Annotated in this window: 17 protein-coding genes; 11 read left to right on the top strand and 6 right to left on the bottom strand. The window is 44.9% G+C overall.

The genetic code is table 11. From position 1 onward, the window contains the following. Window positions 1-18 precede the first annotated feature (18 nt). The 6 genes from AB4484_RS11300 (at window position 19) to AB4484_RS11275 (ending at window position 4,419) form a co-directional block, all read left to right on the top strand. Window positions 19-390 carry a GntR family transcriptional regulator gene (locus AB4484_RS11300; RefSeq protein WP_048661561.1) on the top strand — a complete coding sequence of 124 codons (372 nt, stop codon included), beginning with the start codon at window positions 19-21 and terminating at the stop codon, window positions 388-390. After that, on the top strand, window positions 387-1,241 hold the full coding sequence (locus AB4484_RS11295; RefSeq protein WP_017060586.1) for an ABC transporter ATP-binding protein: 855 nt from the start codon (window positions 387-389) through the stop codon (window positions 1,239-1,241). Before AB4484_RS11300 ends, AB4484_RS11295 begins: the two co-directional genes overlap by 4 nt. Then, window positions 1,241-2,098 carry a hypothetical protein gene (locus AB4484_RS11290; protein WP_372078145.1) on the top strand — a complete coding sequence of 286 codons (858 nt, stop codon included), beginning with the start codon at window positions 1,241-1,243 and terminating at the stop codon, window positions 2,096-2,098. The genes AB4484_RS11295 and AB4484_RS11290 overlap by 1 nt, the downstream gene beginning before the upstream one ends. Before the next feature lie 928 nt (window positions 2,099-3,026). Continuing rightward, window positions 3,027-3,314, top strand: coding sequence for a putative quinol monooxygenase (locus AB4484_RS11285; protein WP_017088686.1), 288 nt, complete (start codon window positions 3,027-3,029; stop codon window positions 3,312-3,314). Further along, complete coding sequence (locus AB4484_RS11280; protein WP_372078142.1) at window positions 3,314-3,892, top strand: nucleotidyltransferase family protein; 579 nt, start codon at window positions 3,314-3,316, stop codon at window positions 3,890-3,892. The genes AB4484_RS11285 and AB4484_RS11280 overlap by 1 nt, the downstream gene beginning before the upstream one ends. Before the next feature lie 101 nt (window positions 3,893-3,993). Continuing rightward, on the top strand, window positions 3,994-4,419 hold the full coding sequence (locus tag AB4484_RS11275) for a bifunctional diaminohydroxyphosphoribosylaminopyrimidine deaminase/5-amino-6-(5-phosphoribosylamino)uracil reductase RibD (RefSeq protein ID WP_372078140.1): 426 nt from the start codon (window positions 3,994-3,996) through the stop codon (window positions 4,417-4,419). A 17-nt stretch (window positions 4,420-4,436) separates the two neighbouring features. Here the strand turns inward: AB4484_RS11275 and AB4484_RS11270 are convergent, their stop codons facing one another. Further along, complete coding sequence (locus AB4484_RS11270) at window positions 4,437-4,889, bottom strand: NUDIX pyrophosphatase (RefSeq protein WP_372078138.1); 453 nt, start codon at window positions 4,887-4,889, stop codon at window positions 4,437-4,439. Between the two features lie 279 nt (window positions 4,890-5,168). On the opposite strand from AB4484_RS11270, the gene AB4484_RS11265 reads away from it, so the two are divergent. The 3 genes from AB4484_RS11265 (at window position 5,169) to AB4484_RS11255 (ending at window position 8,888) form a co-directional block, all read left to right on the top strand. Next, on the top strand, window positions 5,169-6,881 hold the full coding sequence (locus tag AB4484_RS11265) for a pseudouridine synthase (protein ID WP_372078136.1): 1,713 nt from the start codon (window positions 5,169-5,171) through the stop codon (window positions 6,879-6,881). A 155-nt stretch (window positions 6,882-7,036) separates the two neighbouring features. After that, window positions 7,037-7,417, top strand: a complete 381-nt coding sequence (locus AB4484_RS11260) for a hypothetical protein (RefSeq protein WP_372078134.1) — start codon at window positions 7,037-7,039, stop codon at window positions 7,415-7,417. 310 nt (window positions 7,418-7,727) lie between these two features. Next, window positions 7,728-8,888, top strand: a complete 1,161-nt coding sequence (locus tag AB4484_RS11255; RefSeq protein WP_050633202.1) for a multidrug effflux MFS transporter — start codon at window positions 7,728-7,730, stop codon at window positions 8,886-8,888. Window positions 8,889-8,952: 64 nt separating this feature from the next. On the opposite strand, the gene AB4484_RS11250 is transcribed toward AB4484_RS11255, so the two are convergent. After that, a complete protein-coding gene (locus AB4484_RS11250; RefSeq protein WP_372078132.1) occupies window positions 8,953-9,909 on the bottom strand; it encodes a GlxA family transcriptional regulator in 957 nt (318 codons plus the stop codon). A gap of 89 nt (window positions 9,910-9,998) precedes the next feature. Between AB4484_RS11250 and AB4484_RS11245 the strand changes: the two genes are divergently transcribed. Further along, window positions 9,999-10,559, top strand: coding sequence for a cysteine hydrolase family protein (locus tag AB4484_RS11245; RefSeq protein WP_372078130.1), 561 nt, complete (start codon window positions 9,999-10,001; stop codon window positions 10,557-10,559). 145 nt (window positions 10,560-10,704) lie between these two features. Here AB4484_RS11245 and AB4484_RS11240 read toward each other — a convergent pair whose 3' ends face one another. The 4 genes from AB4484_RS11240 to AB4484_RS11225 form a co-directional block, all read right to left on the bottom strand. Beyond that, on the bottom strand, window positions 10,705-12,063 hold the full coding sequence (locus AB4484_RS11240) for a Na+/H+ antiporter NhaC family protein (RefSeq protein ID WP_372078128.1): 1,359 nt from the start codon (window positions 12,061-12,063) through the stop codon (window positions 10,705-10,707). A gap of 189 nt (window positions 12,064-12,252) precedes the next feature. After that, window positions 12,253-13,017 carry a hydratase gene (locus tag AB4484_RS11235; protein ID WP_372078126.1) on the bottom strand — a complete coding sequence of 255 codons (765 nt, stop codon included), beginning with the start codon at window positions 13,015-13,017 and terminating at the stop codon, window positions 12,253-12,255. A 206-nt stretch (window positions 13,018-13,223) separates the two neighbouring features. Next, window positions 13,224-13,529: a DUF3861 domain-containing protein gene (locus tag AB4484_RS11230; RefSeq protein WP_050645833.1), complete on the bottom strand. Its 306-nt coding sequence runs from the start codon at window positions 13,527-13,529 to the stop codon at window positions 13,224-13,226. Between the two features lie 33 nt (window positions 13,530-13,562). After that, complete coding sequence (locus AB4484_RS11225) at window positions 13,563-14,054, bottom strand: DUF2798 domain-containing protein (RefSeq protein ID WP_017071498.1); 492 nt, start codon at window positions 14,052-14,054, stop codon at window positions 13,563-13,565. 97 nt (window positions 14,055-14,151) lie between these two features. Between AB4484_RS11225 and AB4484_RS11220 the strand changes: the two genes are divergently transcribed. Further along, a complete protein-coding gene (locus tag AB4484_RS11220; RefSeq protein WP_017060573.1) occupies window positions 14,152-14,577 on the top strand; it encodes a MarR family winged helix-turn-helix transcriptional regulator in 426 nt (141 codons plus the stop codon). Window positions 14,578-14,687 lie beyond the last annotated feature (110 nt).

Raw genomic sequence — 14,687 nt, 5'->3', positions numbered from 1 at the left:
CACCATGCAGTTTTAATTATGACCGAATGGAAAGACGACCAACCGATCTTTAGGCAGCTTGCTACGAAGATCAGTGACCAAATTCTTCAAGGTGTTTGGTTAGAGCAACAAGCATTGCCTTCGGTGCGTGCCGTTGCTGCTGATCTCAAGATCAACCACCTTACTGTCATGAAAAGCTACCAGTTACTGGTGGATGAAGGCTTGGTAGAGAAAAAACGCGGCCAAGGCATGTATGTGGCCGAAGGGGCACTTCAAAAATTGAAAGAGTCTGCACACCAATCATTCATCAATACACAGATCCCAGCCATCGCTGAGACGCTAAGCATCATTGATATGAGTGTCGAAGAACTTGTGAAACAGCTAGCACAACATATAAAGGACAAGTCATGAGTACTTTACTTTCCGTGAAAAACGTAACCAAAACCTATTCAAATCAAGTGGGTGTCGAGAACATCAGCTTTGAGTTAAAGCCGGGGCAAGTGCTTGGCCTTCTAGGCCACAATGGCGCGGGTAAATCAACTCTCATCAAATCTCTGCTTGGCGGACACAGCTATCAAGGTGAGATTGAGGTTAACGGTTACCACCCTATCCACCAGCATGCAGAACTCATGCTGCACTTGTCGTACATCTCAGATGTTAACGTGTTACCCGAGTGGATGACCGTTAAACAACTTCTTCGATATACCCAAGGTGTACACCCTAGCTTCAACAAGCAAAAAGCAGAGCAGACATTAAGCAGCACCAACATCAAGCTCTCTTCGACTATCAAGCAGCTTTCGAAGGGAATGAAAGTACAACTTCACCTTGCGATCATCATCGCGACTGACACCCAAGTGTTGATCTTAGATGAGCCTACACTTGGCCTAGATTTACTGTACCGCGATACTTTTTATCGCCATCTACTCGAGTGGTTCCACGACGGCGAGCGCGCCATGATCATTGCAAGCCATGAGGTTTCAGAGATTGAACACCTATTAACGGATGTGCTGATTTTAAAACAAGGCCATTGTGTGCTGCAAAAGAGCATGGAAGACATCGAAAACGACTATTTCATTATCGAAGTCGCAAATAACCATTCAAGCGAGATACAGAAACTCAACCCACTGACCTCGCAATCAGGCCTGGGCACCACCAAGTGGTTGTTGGAAGGTCAGTACAAAGCGCAGGTTGAATCACTGGGTAACATCTATAACGTTGGTCTCGCAGATCTATTCCTTGCAACACAGACGGAGAAGGCATAATGCATCCAAGTTTTTACATGCTAGAAAAAGAACTCATCGAGCACAAAATTAACACTCGATTGCCTCTGTTTGTCGCGTTATGTGGTTTCTTACTGTTCGTTAGTCTGTTCTTCAATGGCGCAGCGCAGCATGAGTTTTTCTTCGAAATGCAAGTGAACGGTGACGTGAGCGACATCCACAGAGAGTTCGCACAAGACCTCAATTCAGTGATCTACTTTGGCGCGGGCCTTATTTCACTGATCCTATCGACGCTTTACATCCCTAAAACGCTGCGTAAAGAGCGCCAAGAAGGCAGTTCGATGTTTTGGAGAAGTATGCCGGTATCTAACGCAATGACTCACAGTGTGAAACTCGGCTTCGGTTTAGTGGTTATTCCGGCAATCTGTGCATTGCTTGTGCTGTTCGCCGACTTCCTATTCTGGATATTGAACGTGTCTAGCGAGCAACAACTGGCGCTACTGGTTGAGCAGCAATCCCTACTGTATGTACTGAGTAACTGGTTGGTGTTCTTTGGACGAATGATGTTAGTTGCACTGGTTTTATTGCCACTGGCAACCGTGACCCTAGCGATTTCGCAGTTGGTGAACTCTCCATTGCTTGTCATTTTTATCTCAAGCTATGCGATTAAGTTCCTCTCTGTCGCTGTATTTGGGTTCTATGGCATCAACGATTTCCTATCTCTCATCGCATCACTGCCAATGAAGGTACTGACAGCAAGCAACCCATTCAGCACGATTGCTGAAGCACCGGTTTTATCTTTAAGTATTTACCTACTGATTGGCGTTGGCGGTTATCTGCTGAGCCTAAAACTAAATAGAACGGATGATGTGAGCTTAAAGACGCTGTTCCAACGCTAGAGTCTATCCTAAGCACGAGCCTTTATCGGGCAGTCACATCAGGTACCAAAATCTAAATCAAAGCTTCTGAGAGATCGGGAGCTTTTTTATTATCAGGGCTTTAACGAATACAGGGATGCGATAACAAGGAACAAGCTTTAGTTTGGGGTAACAGATTTAACGAACGAAGATAAACTTAGAGGAGGTATTAATGAGCTGACATTGAATTGCATTGTTGTTAATGCCTGCCAGCTCTTTGGGGATGATTTCTTTAGTCGCCGACCAGATGAAGGTCCTTGAGAGTGCTAATGAAATCGGTTTGTTGCGTTTTACATTTGATTAAGCTTTTCAGCTTTTAAAGCTTTACGATTTAAAGCTTATTTCTTTGATGCTTCTTTTGACGTGTCTTTCCAGTATTGGATACGAACGCGATGAAGCTGTGCTCTTCTCATTTTTTTCATAAGGGATATTTCCTTTTCTTTAACTGCTCTTCATGAGCTATTTTTATTGCCAACCATTCGAATTTAACGGTGTTTGATGCCCAGATCAATGATACAAATCACAAAATATATAGAGTTTTGAGTACCATTTACATCAAAGTATGACCTAGATATCAACTATGGCTCAATTCAATCCTATGAGCCGCTGTTCAAAATTAAGGTTAGTTCTTTCAGATGACAAATTCATTTCAGTATCAATACAGTTCAATGATACTAATTTAATAGACCGGACCAATGCGGATTTAGTTCCAGTGTCTTATCATTTATTGATTACATAGCCCCTAAAGTTACGGCGTAACTAGACATGTATTCGCTGTGAACAAATAATCGCCACATTAGCCTATACGTCACAACATCAAAATGGGATTATGTTTGTAACGGATAGAGCTTTTGATAGAAAAAAGCCGTAATGGACAAAATTAAATAGACGTAATTAAATGGACGTAATTATGAGTAAAGTAATTCTGCAAGGACATATTCTCGTGCCAGACAACGACCTAGAAGCAGTGACACAAGCCTTAGTTGTGCACAAAGAACTGACACTGGAAGAACCTGGTTGTATTGTGTTTCGAGTCAGTCAAAGCACGCTTCAACCTAATCGCTTTGAAGTGTATGAAGAATTCACTAGCCGAGAAGCATTCGAAGCCCACCAACAGCGAGTAAAAGCGTCTGAATGGGGTGAAATCTCCCAGAACGTGACGCGTCATTACCAAGTCACCGATGTTCCGACATCATAATGATACATCCGCTAGCCAAACGCATCGTCACGTTGATCAAACAAGATCCCTTACGAATGAAGGTTTTAGACTGTGTCGCTCAGTTGGATTTACCGCAGTGTTATGTCGCTGCGGGCTTTGTGAGAAACCTCGTTTGGGATCACCAGCATGGTTATGCCTCCCCGACTCCACTCAATGATATTGATGTGATCTACTTTGATCCCATTGATACCTCCTACGAATCGGACCTTAGATACGAGGCTCTGCTTAAACAACGGTTACCCGGCCTGAATTGGCAAGTTCGCAATCAAGCCTGCATGCACACCAGAAATGGGGATGAACCTTACCAAGGCTCATTGGATGCGATGAGTTATTGGCCAGAGAAAGAAACCGCCGTCGCTGTAAAACAAAGCCTCAATGGAGACATAGAATGTATTTCGTCTTTTGGTTTAGAGAGTTTGTTTGATTTGCAAATCACACCCAACCCAAAGCGTAGCCGAGATATCTTTGATCAAAGAGTACAATCCAAATATTGGCTAACCCAGTGGCCCAAGTTAACGATTAGTCACAGTGAACTAGCTTTCGAATTCAAACGCTAAAACCATTGACTAAAAGTCCAATCAGATCGAACATGCCCCACTTCTCAAATCAAACGCGCACTTCACCAACTGCTGCGCCCTCGTCATACTGAGTAACGACCATGAACCAACAATACATGCTGCAAGCACTTGAAGCTTCGCGCCAAGCCCTACCTGATTGCCAACCAAACCCGCCAGTAGGCTGCGTTTTGGTAAAGAACGATAAGGTGGTGTCTGTTGGGTACACGCAAAAAGTCGGCGGAAACCACGCCGAGGTTGAAGCACTGAATAGCTATGATGGAATAATGGAAGATGTTACCGCTTACGTAACTTTAGAGCCATGTTCATTTGTCGGCAGAACACCCGCTTGCGCCAATACATTAGTTAAAGCAGGTGTAAAACACGTAGTAGTGGCGATGCTAGACCCAGACCCTCGTAATAATGGTCGTGGTGTTGCGATCCTCGAATCGCACGGCGTGAAGGTGGATGTGGGGTTATGCCAAGCGCAAGTGAGCGCCTTTTTAACCCCTTACCTTGGTAAGTCCTAGATCTTAAACAGCCAGTATTAGTTCAATTTAACTCGGTAAAGTGGGTTTACTGGTTTGTCGACAAAATACGACCAGATATGATCGTAGACCGCATGTTGATTAGGAAACGGCGCTAACGCTTTTGCCTCTTCTAAATTGCACCAACGGTAGTCTGTGTGTTCATCATTCAGTTCAATCGCTTGGTTGGGCGAGCATAGCACCGCAAACACAGGGATTAGCTCAATCACATTCACGTGCGCCTCGTAAAACTGCTCCAGAAACTGCGCGTTATACAAAGCTTCCACCTTAATTTGGGTCTCTTCTTCAAACTCGCGCACGATAGCTTGCCAGCCTGTTTCACCTGCTTCAATCGAGCCTGCGACATGGCACCAAAACTCGCCCTTCACACGCTTCATTAGTAGCATTTTCATTTGTCCGTCGATCTCTGAAATAGCGACACCGGAGACAATCGAAGTATTGAGTGGAATCATAACGTTACCTTAGTTTTCATAAGAGGGCGGCAAGGCTATCACCCTTGGTTTGTTAAATTGTTTTCTATGATTAAAAACGAGAAGTTACTCATCAATTAATGGCGTTCAAGCCATAACTCATAGGTTCGTCGCTTGGCTATCCAATAATAGAACCATTTCTTATTTGAGGCGCTTTTCGATAAAGAGTAGAATCGCCGCCTTGTACTGTGTTTAACGTCTCTAAACATACACAGTAGACTCACAACCATTTATCACCACGATATAAGTATTAATACGACTATGCACTCATCAAAACCAACGCACGACTCAGAAAACAGCCACACACCTGAGCATTGCTTCACTCGTTTTCAACAGCCGATCGAGTCATATTCGTTGCCTGAGCGTTTCACATTCCCGTTCTACTACGAACCGCACCCTCTGTGTGAAATCGCCTCTCATCAGCTTCAACAGTATCTAGAAACTCAAACCGATTGGCAGCATGACTTCGGACTGGATTCTGACGCTGGTCGCGGCAAAATGTTTGGTGTGTTACTGGTGAAAAGCCCTGAAGGTGAATTGGGTTACTTCTCTGCTTTTTCAGGGAAAATCGCCGACCAAAACCTACTGCCTCACTTTGTTCCTCCTGTATTCGACATGCTGAGCAGCGATAGCTTTTTCCATCAAGACACAGCCGACATGATGGCAGTCAACGCTGAGTTTAAAGCGCTGCAAGCAAATACTAAATACCTTGAATTGTGCGAGCAACTGGCGCAGCAGAAAGCGCAAGCGGAGCAAGAGATTGAAGCTCAACGCCTATCAATTATTGAAGGCCGAAAAACGCGTAAAGAACAACGTGAACAAGGTAAAGAAAACCTTGATGGGCAAGCTTTCGAACAGCTAAATAACGAGCTAAACAAAGCCAGCGTTGCCGACAAGAACCAGCAGAAGTACCTAAAACTCAACTGGGAACAAACCCTTCAACTGTTGCAGGCTAAAGTTGATGTTTTCACCTCTCAACTGGCTGAGCTAAAAGAGCAAAGAGCACATATTTCTCATCAGCTTCAACACAAGTTGTTTTCACAATACGCTTTCCAAAATGCGGAAGGAAACGTTGAAGACCTTAACCAGATCTTTGAAAACACGCCAAACAAGATACCACCAGCTGGCTCTGGCGAATGCGCTGCGCCTAAATTGCTGCAATACGCGTACTTAAATGGTTACACACCATTAGCATTGGCTGAATTTTGGTGGGGTCGCTCTCCAAAGTCGGAAATCCGTAAGCACAAGAAATACTACGCCTCTTGCCAAAGCAAATGTGTACCAATCCTTGGCCATATGATGAAAGGCCTTGAAGTCGATCCAAACCCATTGCTAGAGAACCCAGCAGAAGGCAAAGAGCTGGATATTCTGTTCCAAGATGAGCACATCGTTGTAGTCCACAAGCCAGCAGGTTTTCTATCTGTGCCGGGTAAAACCATCAAAGATTCCGCCTACACACGTGTTCAAGAAATGCACCCCGATGTTGAAGGCCCATTTGTTATTCATCGCTTAGACATGGCGACCTCTGGCATTCTGATATTTGCCCTCACTCGACGTGCGAACAAGAGCTTGCAGAAGCAGTTCATTACTCGTGAAGTCGAAAAGCGATACGTGGCAATGATTGAAGGCGTTCTAGCAGAAGATGAAGGCTATGTTCGACTGCCATTGCGTGGTGATTTGTATGACCGCCCTCGTCAGATTGTCTGCTTCGAACACGGCAAGCCTGCAGAAACCAAATGGGAAGTGATTGAGCGAAACGAGCAAACCACTAAGGTTTACCTGCACCCTAAAACAGGGCGTACACACCAGTTGCGTGTTCACTGTTCACACGAAGAAGGCCTTAACATGCCTATCGTTGGTGATGGCCTATATGGCAATAAAACCGACCGATTGCACTTACACGCAGAAAGACTTGCGCTGCACCACCCTGTGACCAAAGAGTGGATGGAGTTTCAGTTCGACGCTGAATTCTAAAATCTCTCATTAGTACCGAGCTTTGATAAGGAGTCGCAACCGCTTGTGGCTCCTACCTCTTTTGGGTATATATCCACGCTTATTGCACTACATCAAGATTCACTTTGTTGTGAAGAGTAGCATGCCCACCTTCTTCTCTCCTTGAGGCCTTTGATATGTCATCAGCTGCTTTGAATTTACAACCTAACAAACTGACTCCCCCACTAATTGCGACGCAAGCAACGAGCTCGAAGCCACTTACATCCAAAAAGCCAGACTTAAACTCGGCAATGCTCAACTTAATTGAAGAAGTTAAAAACGAGCTCCCACTTTACGAGTCAGAGACGTTTATCTGTGGTCCAAAAGGAAATTGCTCAGGTTGCTCTAAGAAACTACTTGAGATGGTCGACAGTGAGTTAATGTATTGGGAGCACAGTATTTCCATTGGCCAAGGCCCTAACTTCGAAGAACTACGCCGCTTTGGTAAACTATGCAGCAGCGTTCGACGTGGTTTAGAGCGTAACGGTTTAGTAGAAAAACGCCCAAAGAAAAGATAACAAGCCAAGTCGATGATCATTACAATGTGTCGCTGGCGATTGCAAGCTACACTGCTACTAACTGATTGAACTCGTTAGCTATAAAAGCAATAATGTTTTGTAATACAATTTAGTACGCAGACCGACTTCGTAGATTTGAACTCATAGAGATAAGTTCATCGATACTTTCAGCATATTCTTGAACGACTCTATCCTTCTTGTCTGACGTGCCTTAACCTTCTGTATATCAACATTACACCAATTAGAAACCTACCTTGGACAACGGAGAGCCACCTTGAAGAGACCACAACCAGTACTGGGAAAGACCGGTATGCTATTTTTTCTCGTCATAATAAGTGCTTTCCCTCCATTGACCATCGACCTTTACTTACCTGCGCTTCCGCAGATGGTCGAGGTGTTTAATACTGACCGATCCATGGTCAACCTAACCCTGAGCAGCTACTTCGTTACTTACGCCATCGGTCTTTTGTTCTGGGGGCCGCTCAGCGAAAAATTTGGTCGTAAGCCGATCCTATTAATTGGATTAGCGGGTTATATGGTCGCGAGCATATTGTGCGCGATGACCAATAGCATCGAACAGTTAATTGGCGCTCGTGTATTCCAAGCCTTTGCTGGTAGTGCTATCACCGTTATCGCTACTGCCATCGTAAAAGATCTTTATGATGGGCGAGAACGTGAAAAGATTATGGCGACTATCATGTCACTGGTGATCATCGCGCCAATGGTTGCGCCTGTATTTGGTGCCTTCTTACTGAAAATTGCGTCTTGGCGAATGATGTTCGTCACCCTCGCCATTTTTGGTGCATTTGCGTCAGTTTTAGCTTGCTGCTATCGAGAAACACTCGAAACCAAATACCAAGGTTCTATGTTCCGCTCATGGGGAAGAATGGGCGTGGTCATGAAAAACCGCTCGTTCCTCAAGCTGCTGGTCATTTTCTCTATCATACCGATGGCATTGATGGGCTTTCTTGCGGCGGGTTCTTATATCTACATCGATCACTTTGGATTGACCGAACAACAGTTTAGTTACGCGTTCGCATTCAATGCATTGTGTGCCTCATTTGGTCCAACAATCTACATGAAGTTGTCCTACCGAATGCCGGTTCAGAAGGTCATCTCAGGATGTTTTGCTTTATTGGCGCTTGCCGGAATCTTCACCCTAACCATTGGTGACCTGTCCCCTTGGTTCTTCATGTTCATCGCTGCACCAGCGACACTGATGGCGATCATCATGCGAGTACCGGGTACCAACTTGATGTTGAACCAACAAGATCATGACACAGGCTCTGCCGTCGCACTGATTCAGTTCTTCAGCATGATTTGTGGTTCGCTTGGCATGGTATTAGTTTCAATACGTCCAGAATCACTGATTGAAAACCTAGGCTTTATCCAATTATCCATCGGTACACTAGGCGGCCTGATGTGGCTGATGGTCAGAAACAAAGAGTTCGTGACTAATAAGCTGAATTAAGCCCCTCCAAGATAGTCACTGACAGTACGAGTCGATAAGCCTGAGGAATGGTGACTAATAAAAGTCATTCCTCTGATAGAAATCTAGAGCGAAACCTTGATGGTGTTAAGCCGATGATTTTCATAAAGACTTTTCGGAAGCTGTTTACGTCCTCATAGCCAACCAGATAGCTGATCTGCTCTACCGGTTTGTGTGAGCTTTCCAATAACTCGCATGCACTTTGAATACGCACGTGTTGGATATAATTGATAGGCGTGTAGCTGGTCGCTTTAGTAAATTGACGGATAAAGGTTCTTCGAGTCATGAAGGCTTCTTCTGCCAATTGATCGAGCGACAAAGGGAGATGATGATGCTTTTGAATAAAACGCTGCACCGAGACAATCTTGTCATTGCCGTGAGCATAATTCGGCACAAAACTCTGATAGTAGCGCTGCTCTCTCAAACCCGTATCAAGCACTAGGTATTTACCGAGATTACGAGTATTGGTCGGTGTTGTGTATTTGGTCAGGATAAACAGAGCCAGATCCATCCACGACATCAAACCACCCGCAGTGATAATGTCAGCGTCATCGATCAAGATTTTGTCGACATCAACATCGACCTCAGCATACTGCTCCGCAAATTGTTGGTGCGCTTGCCAATGCGTTGTCACGGTTCGCCCTTGCAACAACCCCGTTCCCGCCAAAATAAACACGCCCGCGCAAGCAGAACACAGGATCGCCCCACGTTGATGAGACTGCACAAGGTAGTCCAACAGCCCTTCATCTGGCTCTAAGTAGTAGCTGCCATCTAAGTTTGGCGGCACTAGAATGATGTCGGCCTTTGAGTTCTCAAGTGGTCCGTTGGTCGACATAGACAAGTCGTCGTGAGGCTTAATTTCAACATGAAACTGAACCTGCTCATTGGAAGACTCAATGCTATTCGCCAATTGGAGAAACTCTTTCACTCCAAATACGGCACTTTGCAAAGAGCCTGGGTAGTCGATGATTTCGACCACAACTGATTTTGTCACTATTGCCATAGAGTCTGTCATTTTTGACGTGCGATAAAAACTACAGAGTATTCATAATATCCCTACACCGCAACACACCAAATACAAAGGTATAGACTATGAAGAACACTGCATTACTACTTATCGACTTTCAAAATGACTATTTCCCTTCATACGAGGGTGCAAAGTGGGCACTGTCTGAAACAGAAAAGGCAGCCGAAAAAGGTGCACAATTATTAAAGGCTTTCAGAGACAAGCAACTACCAATCGTTCATGTGCGCCATGAATTTCCAACTAACGAAGCACCCTTCTTCTTGCCGGATTCAGACGGTGCTCAAATCCACAACAGCGTGACTCCGCTAGAGGGTGAACCTGTTGTCGTAAAGCATCAAATCAATAGCTTTAGAGAGACGGAACTGAACAAGGTGCTAAAAGATCAAGGCATTGAGAAGCTGATCATTGTCGGCGCAATGAGCCACATGTGTATTGATGCGGTGACTCGTGCAGCAACCGATTTAGGCTACGAATGTCACGTGGCGCATGATGCTTGTACAACCTTAGACATGGAGTTCAACGGTCTTAAGGTTCCCGCTGCGCAGGTCCATGCAGCATTCATGGCAGCATTGAGCTTTGGCTACTGCAATGTCGCGACAGCCAGCGAACTTGAAAGCCAACTTTAGTAAAGCTCAAAACCGTCCACATGGGCGGTTTTGTCTATCTTCAAATCAAAATTAGCTTCCAAACAATTCTTTCAGGCGCAAAAAAGGCCCCTATTGAGGAGCCTTCTTATTAGAGCCAGTGATCACTCAGTTTGGTCAATTACTACTAAGCGTTAACCACTTGACGCGCTGGGTGTTTAATAAACACAGCGACCACTGCCACGATTGCAAGCGCGAAACAGTAGTAAGAGTTAGACACGATCTCTAGAGGCGATAGGTTAAACACAGAGCCCAATAGCAATACCTGAGCACCGTAAGGCAATACGCCTTGAATCACACACGAGAAAATATCCAATAAGCTTGCAGAGCGACGTGGAGATACATCGTTCTCTTCAGCCAATTGACGAGCAACACTACCAGACACAATGATTGCTACGGTGTTGTTTGCCGTACATAGGTTCACCATTGATACCAAGCCTGCAATGCCTAGCTCACTTGCGCGGCCATTCGCTTGCTTAGAGTGAGAAGAACCAAATGCACGAATCAAACCGCTCACTAAGTTAGTCAGAAACGCTAATCCACCTTGGCGACGCATCAGCTCACTCAAACCACCAATCAGCATCGACAGTAAGAAGATCTCTTGCATGTTGCCAAAGCCTGCGTAGATATCTTGAGCGTAATCCGTCATACCGTAGTTCTCAATAGAACCTAGGCTCACTCCACCCGCTAGCAAGATACCAATCGTCAACACAACGAACACGTTCATGCCCGATACCGCAAGGATTAGGATAGTGATGTACGGAAGGACTTTCAGCCATTCAATTGGGCCAGTTTCAGGTACCTGAGTTGCTGTGCTGTTGAAAGCAAAGATAACAATCGCGATAAGTGCAGCAGGCAGTGCAATGCGGATGTTCTCTTTAAATTTGTCTCTCATCTCACAGCCTTGCGAGCGTGTCGCGGCAATCGTGGTATCAGAGATGATAGAAAGGTTGTCACCAAACATAGCGCCACTTAGCACCACGCCAGCGGTTAGAGGAATACTCATGCCAGCTGAGTCAGCAATGCCTAGTGCAACAGGAGCAACCGCAGCGATAGTACCCATAGAAGTACCCATTGCCGTCGCAATGAACGCCGAAATAAGGAAGATGCCCGGTAGGATCATGCTCGTCGGGATAGCCGATAGACCAAGGTTTACCGTCGCGTCCACGCCACCAGAAGCTTTAGCCACAGCAGCAAAAGCACCCGCTAATAGGTAGATCATACACATTGCAATAATGTCTTTGTGACCCACACCACCCAAGAACTGCTCGATCGCACGGTTCAATTTATCTTTGCTCAATAGCAGCGCTAACATCACGGCAGGCAGAGCCGCAATCGGAGCTGGAAGCTGATAGAAAGCAAAATCGACGCCTTGTAGCGACAGGTATGTACCCACGCCAATAAACAGCGCAAGAAAGACAATCAGAGGGATAAGCGCCACTGCCGAAGGGGCAATTACCGCATTAGAATTTTTCGAATTGGACATGGAACGACAACACAATAGAACAGGAAGGAGAGCAGACTAATGTCACACTTAGAACTTGTCAACGTCTAGACGTCTAAACGCCTAATTTAATGCAAAGTAATAAGAACCCTATTGAGCATCACGTAATAAAAAAGGCTATTTACTCATCAGTAAACAGCCTTTCGATAACAGATAGTGCGTCGCTTGAGGTTAGCGTTTCTGCTTGAACGTCACTTGGTATTCGCCAATGCCTTCGTAGTGGAAGGTCGTTGGCTTATCGAATTCCATTTCCACGATACCGCAGTAAGAGCCCGTGATAATTGCTTCACCCGCTTGGAAATCAACACCACGACGCGTCATGTAGTTAATCAACCAGTAAATTGGGCTTGGTGGCAGTGTATTCGGGTGCTTACCGTCGAATGCTTGAACTTGCTCGCCTTGAGTCACTTCAATGCTGATCTCTGCAGAAGTGAACGCTTTTTCGCGATCAATCTCAGGGCCAATGAACAGACCTTGGTTTACTAGGCCATCGGCCAGCTTTTCATAGAACTCAGCGCCGCTGTCATCCGCAAAACGAGATTGCATTAACTCAAGTGCCATGTGACAAGAACCAATCGCTTCGTTGATTTGCTCTTCGCTGTAGCCTTCTTGGCTTGCAGGCAGGCTCTTAGCAAGCGTAAATGCAATTTCAGGCTCAACGCGCACTACATCGTTGTCAGCAAACAGTTCACAAACTTCGCCTTGTTGAACGCTGCCCGAGAAAATTGGCGCAACAACAAACTTGTCTTCAGCCAGAGGAAGTAAGCACTTCCAACCGCCGACTTTATCGCTTTTCAAATCGATCATTGATGATTGGATCTTTAGCGCATCTTCCAAGTTATTCGGACGGAACTGTTCGTCTAATCTTGGTGCTTTGGTGCCTGCAACGCGACGACTCAACAGTTCTTCAGCTGCTTGTTTAAATACATTTGTCATATAATACCACCTTTAGTTTTATGACCAGTATAATATCGGATTTCTTAAAGCTTGAATAGACAATTCAACAACGGTGCTACACCGAGAATTCAGCTATAAATTTTCGCATATTCTAGACGCAAACAACTGAAATTATTTTGATTTAAAGACAACAAAAGCCAGTAAGTTCGTTACTGGCTTTTCGATGTGTTACTGATGATTAGGCTTTACTGCCCTTTCAAGGTCTTCTTAAGGTTTTGCATGAAGTCTCTGAAGTGAGGCATAAAATTCACAAACAGAGGATGCTTTCTATCTTGCATCATCAATGGACCGAGTAAGCGGATACTCACGCCTAGTCGTGCTGCTGATTGCTCATCTAAGCCGCTGTCTTGTTTGATCTTCTCAACAATCGCGAACATGTTTTCTCTGTCTTCAATTTCAAACTGCATGGTTTGAAGTTCGCGGTCTTCTTTAACGCTCACTTCTTCAATAGTAATGCGGTAGTTATTGTGTTTGCCTGTCAATGCTTTCATGTGGATCTCCTACAATACTGTGAAATGTTTTGGCTAGCTCTTCATGAATCGTTCTAGCTTGGGTTTAACCGTCATCGACATTACGACCATGATCGTAAGGCCAACAGGAAGCGCGGCAATAAATCCATTAAACCATCCACTGGTAAACGCCGATGTATCCGAAAATCCAATATTATTTGCCGCTGTTACAAATGCCATCATGGACTCCATAATGAATGCCATGATCAGTCCTACGATCAGGTTGCGAACTTTCTCGCCATAAGTTGTGAACACTCTAGCAACGGCTTTAGTGACTAAAGCCATCATCACCGCGCCCATTGGCATCATGATCACGACAACAAGGGCTAACGAAGAAAGCCAGTTGCCAATAAATGCCTCGCCGAATCCGACATTCATGTAGGTCATCACGGCCGTTAAGCTGCCCCCAATGGTTAGCATTAAGCTCATCATGACCAAAATTTTGTATAAAACGGGTGTGCCTTTTTGCTCAGGAAGAGTTGGCGTAAGTGTTGCTTGAATCGTCATATCTATTTCCTGTCTTGAATTTACGAACAATTAAGTTGATAATATCAACTATAAATACAGTGGTTGACAATGTCAACTATATTTCTAAGGATCGTTTATGTCTGATAACACATCGCTAGAGTCTATCTTTCGTTTAGTGCACTCTTTGAAACGTCAAATGAGCGAACAGATTGAGAGCTTAGACTCAGAGATCGCACCTATGAACATTCGTGTCATGAAGATCATTACCAAGAAGTCTCCATGTACCGCTATCGATATCGCACACTTCCTAGATCGTGATAAAGCACAGGTCACTCGGCTTATTAATGCCTTGATCAATCAGGAACTTGTGAAAAAGTCTCCGAACCCGGAAGACAAGCGCAGCCAGTTATTGGTTCTGACTGATAAGGGTCAAGAGATCATGAGTAAGGTCTCGGATATCGATCGAGACATGCTGAAGAGAATGACCAAAGGCATGGCCGAAGATGAATTAGAGCAATTCAGAAAAATTGCGAAGAAAATGGCGCAGAATTTAGAAAGCTGATCTTCAAAACGAAACGAAAAAACGCCACCGAATCGAATGATCAGTGGCGTTTTTGTATAAGTTGGGTTGTACAGCTTAGTGGTTTAGCTATGCCTATTTGGATGACAGCT

The organism is Vibrio sp. 10N.261.46.A3 (assembly GCF_041472995.1).
Taxonomy (GTDB): Bacteria; Pseudomonadota; Gammaproteobacteria; order Enterobacterales; family Vibrionaceae; genus Vibrio; species Vibrio coralliirubri.
Note: the sequence above shows the minus strand (reverse complement) of the source record. Positions and strands in the feature narration are given on the sequence as shown.

Coding starts and splice junctions, on each gene's coding strand:
- AB4484_RS11300 (WP_048661561.1), top strand. CDS start 19: ATGACCGAATGGAAAGACGACCAACCGATCTTTAGGCAGCTTGCTACG.
- AB4484_RS11295 (WP_017060586.1), top strand. CDS start 387: ATGAGTACTTTACTTTCCGTGAAAAACGTAACCAAAACCTATTCAAAT.
- AB4484_RS11290 (WP_372078145.1), top strand. CDS start 1,241: ATGCATCCAAGTTTTTACATGCTAGAAAAAGAACTCATCGAGCACAAA.
- AB4484_RS11285 (WP_017088686.1), top strand. CDS start 3,027: ATGAGTAAAGTAATTCTGCAAGGACATATTCTCGTGCCAGACAACGAC.
- AB4484_RS11280 (WP_372078142.1), top strand. CDS start 3,314: ATGATACATCCGCTAGCCAAACGCATCGTCACGTTGATCAAACAAGAT.
- AB4484_RS11275 (WP_372078140.1), top strand. CDS start 3,994: ATGAACCAACAATACATGCTGCAAGCACTTGAAGCTTCGCGCCAAGCC.
- AB4484_RS11270 (WP_372078138.1), bottom strand. CDS start 4,889: ATGATTCCACTCAATACTTCGATTGTCTCCGGTGTCGCTATTTCAGAG.
- AB4484_RS11265 (WP_372078136.1), top strand. CDS start 5,169: ATGCACTCATCAAAACCAACGCACGACTCAGAAAACAGCCACACACCT.
- AB4484_RS11260 (WP_372078134.1), top strand. CDS start 7,037: ATGTCATCAGCTGCTTTGAATTTACAACCTAACAAACTGACTCCCCCA.
- AB4484_RS11255 (WP_050633202.1), top strand. CDS start 7,728: ATGCTATTTTTTCTCGTCATAATAAGTGCTTTCCCTCCATTGACCATC.
- AB4484_RS11250 (WP_372078132.1), bottom strand. CDS start 9,909: ATGGCAATAGTGACAAAATCAGTTGTGGTCGAAATCATCGACTACCCA.
- AB4484_RS11245 (WP_372078130.1), top strand. CDS start 9,999: ATGAAGAACACTGCATTACTACTTATCGACTTTCAAAATGACTATTTC.
- AB4484_RS11240 (WP_372078128.1), bottom strand. CDS start 12,063: ATGTCCAATTCGAAAAATTCTAATGCGGTAATTGCCCCTTCGGCAGTG.
- AB4484_RS11235 (WP_372078126.1), bottom strand. CDS start 13,017: ATGACAAATGTATTTAAACAAGCAGCTGAAGAACTGTTGAGTCGTCGC.
- AB4484_RS11230 (WP_050645833.1), bottom strand. CDS start 13,529: ATGAAAGCATTGACAGGCAAACACAATAACTACCGCATTACTATTGAA.
- AB4484_RS11225 (WP_017071498.1), bottom strand. CDS start 14,054: ATGACGATTCAAGCAACACTTACGCCAACTCTTCCTGAGCAAAAAGGC.
- AB4484_RS11220 (WP_017060573.1), top strand. CDS start 14,152: ATGTCTGATAACACATCGCTAGAGTCTATCTTTCGTTTAGTGCACTCT.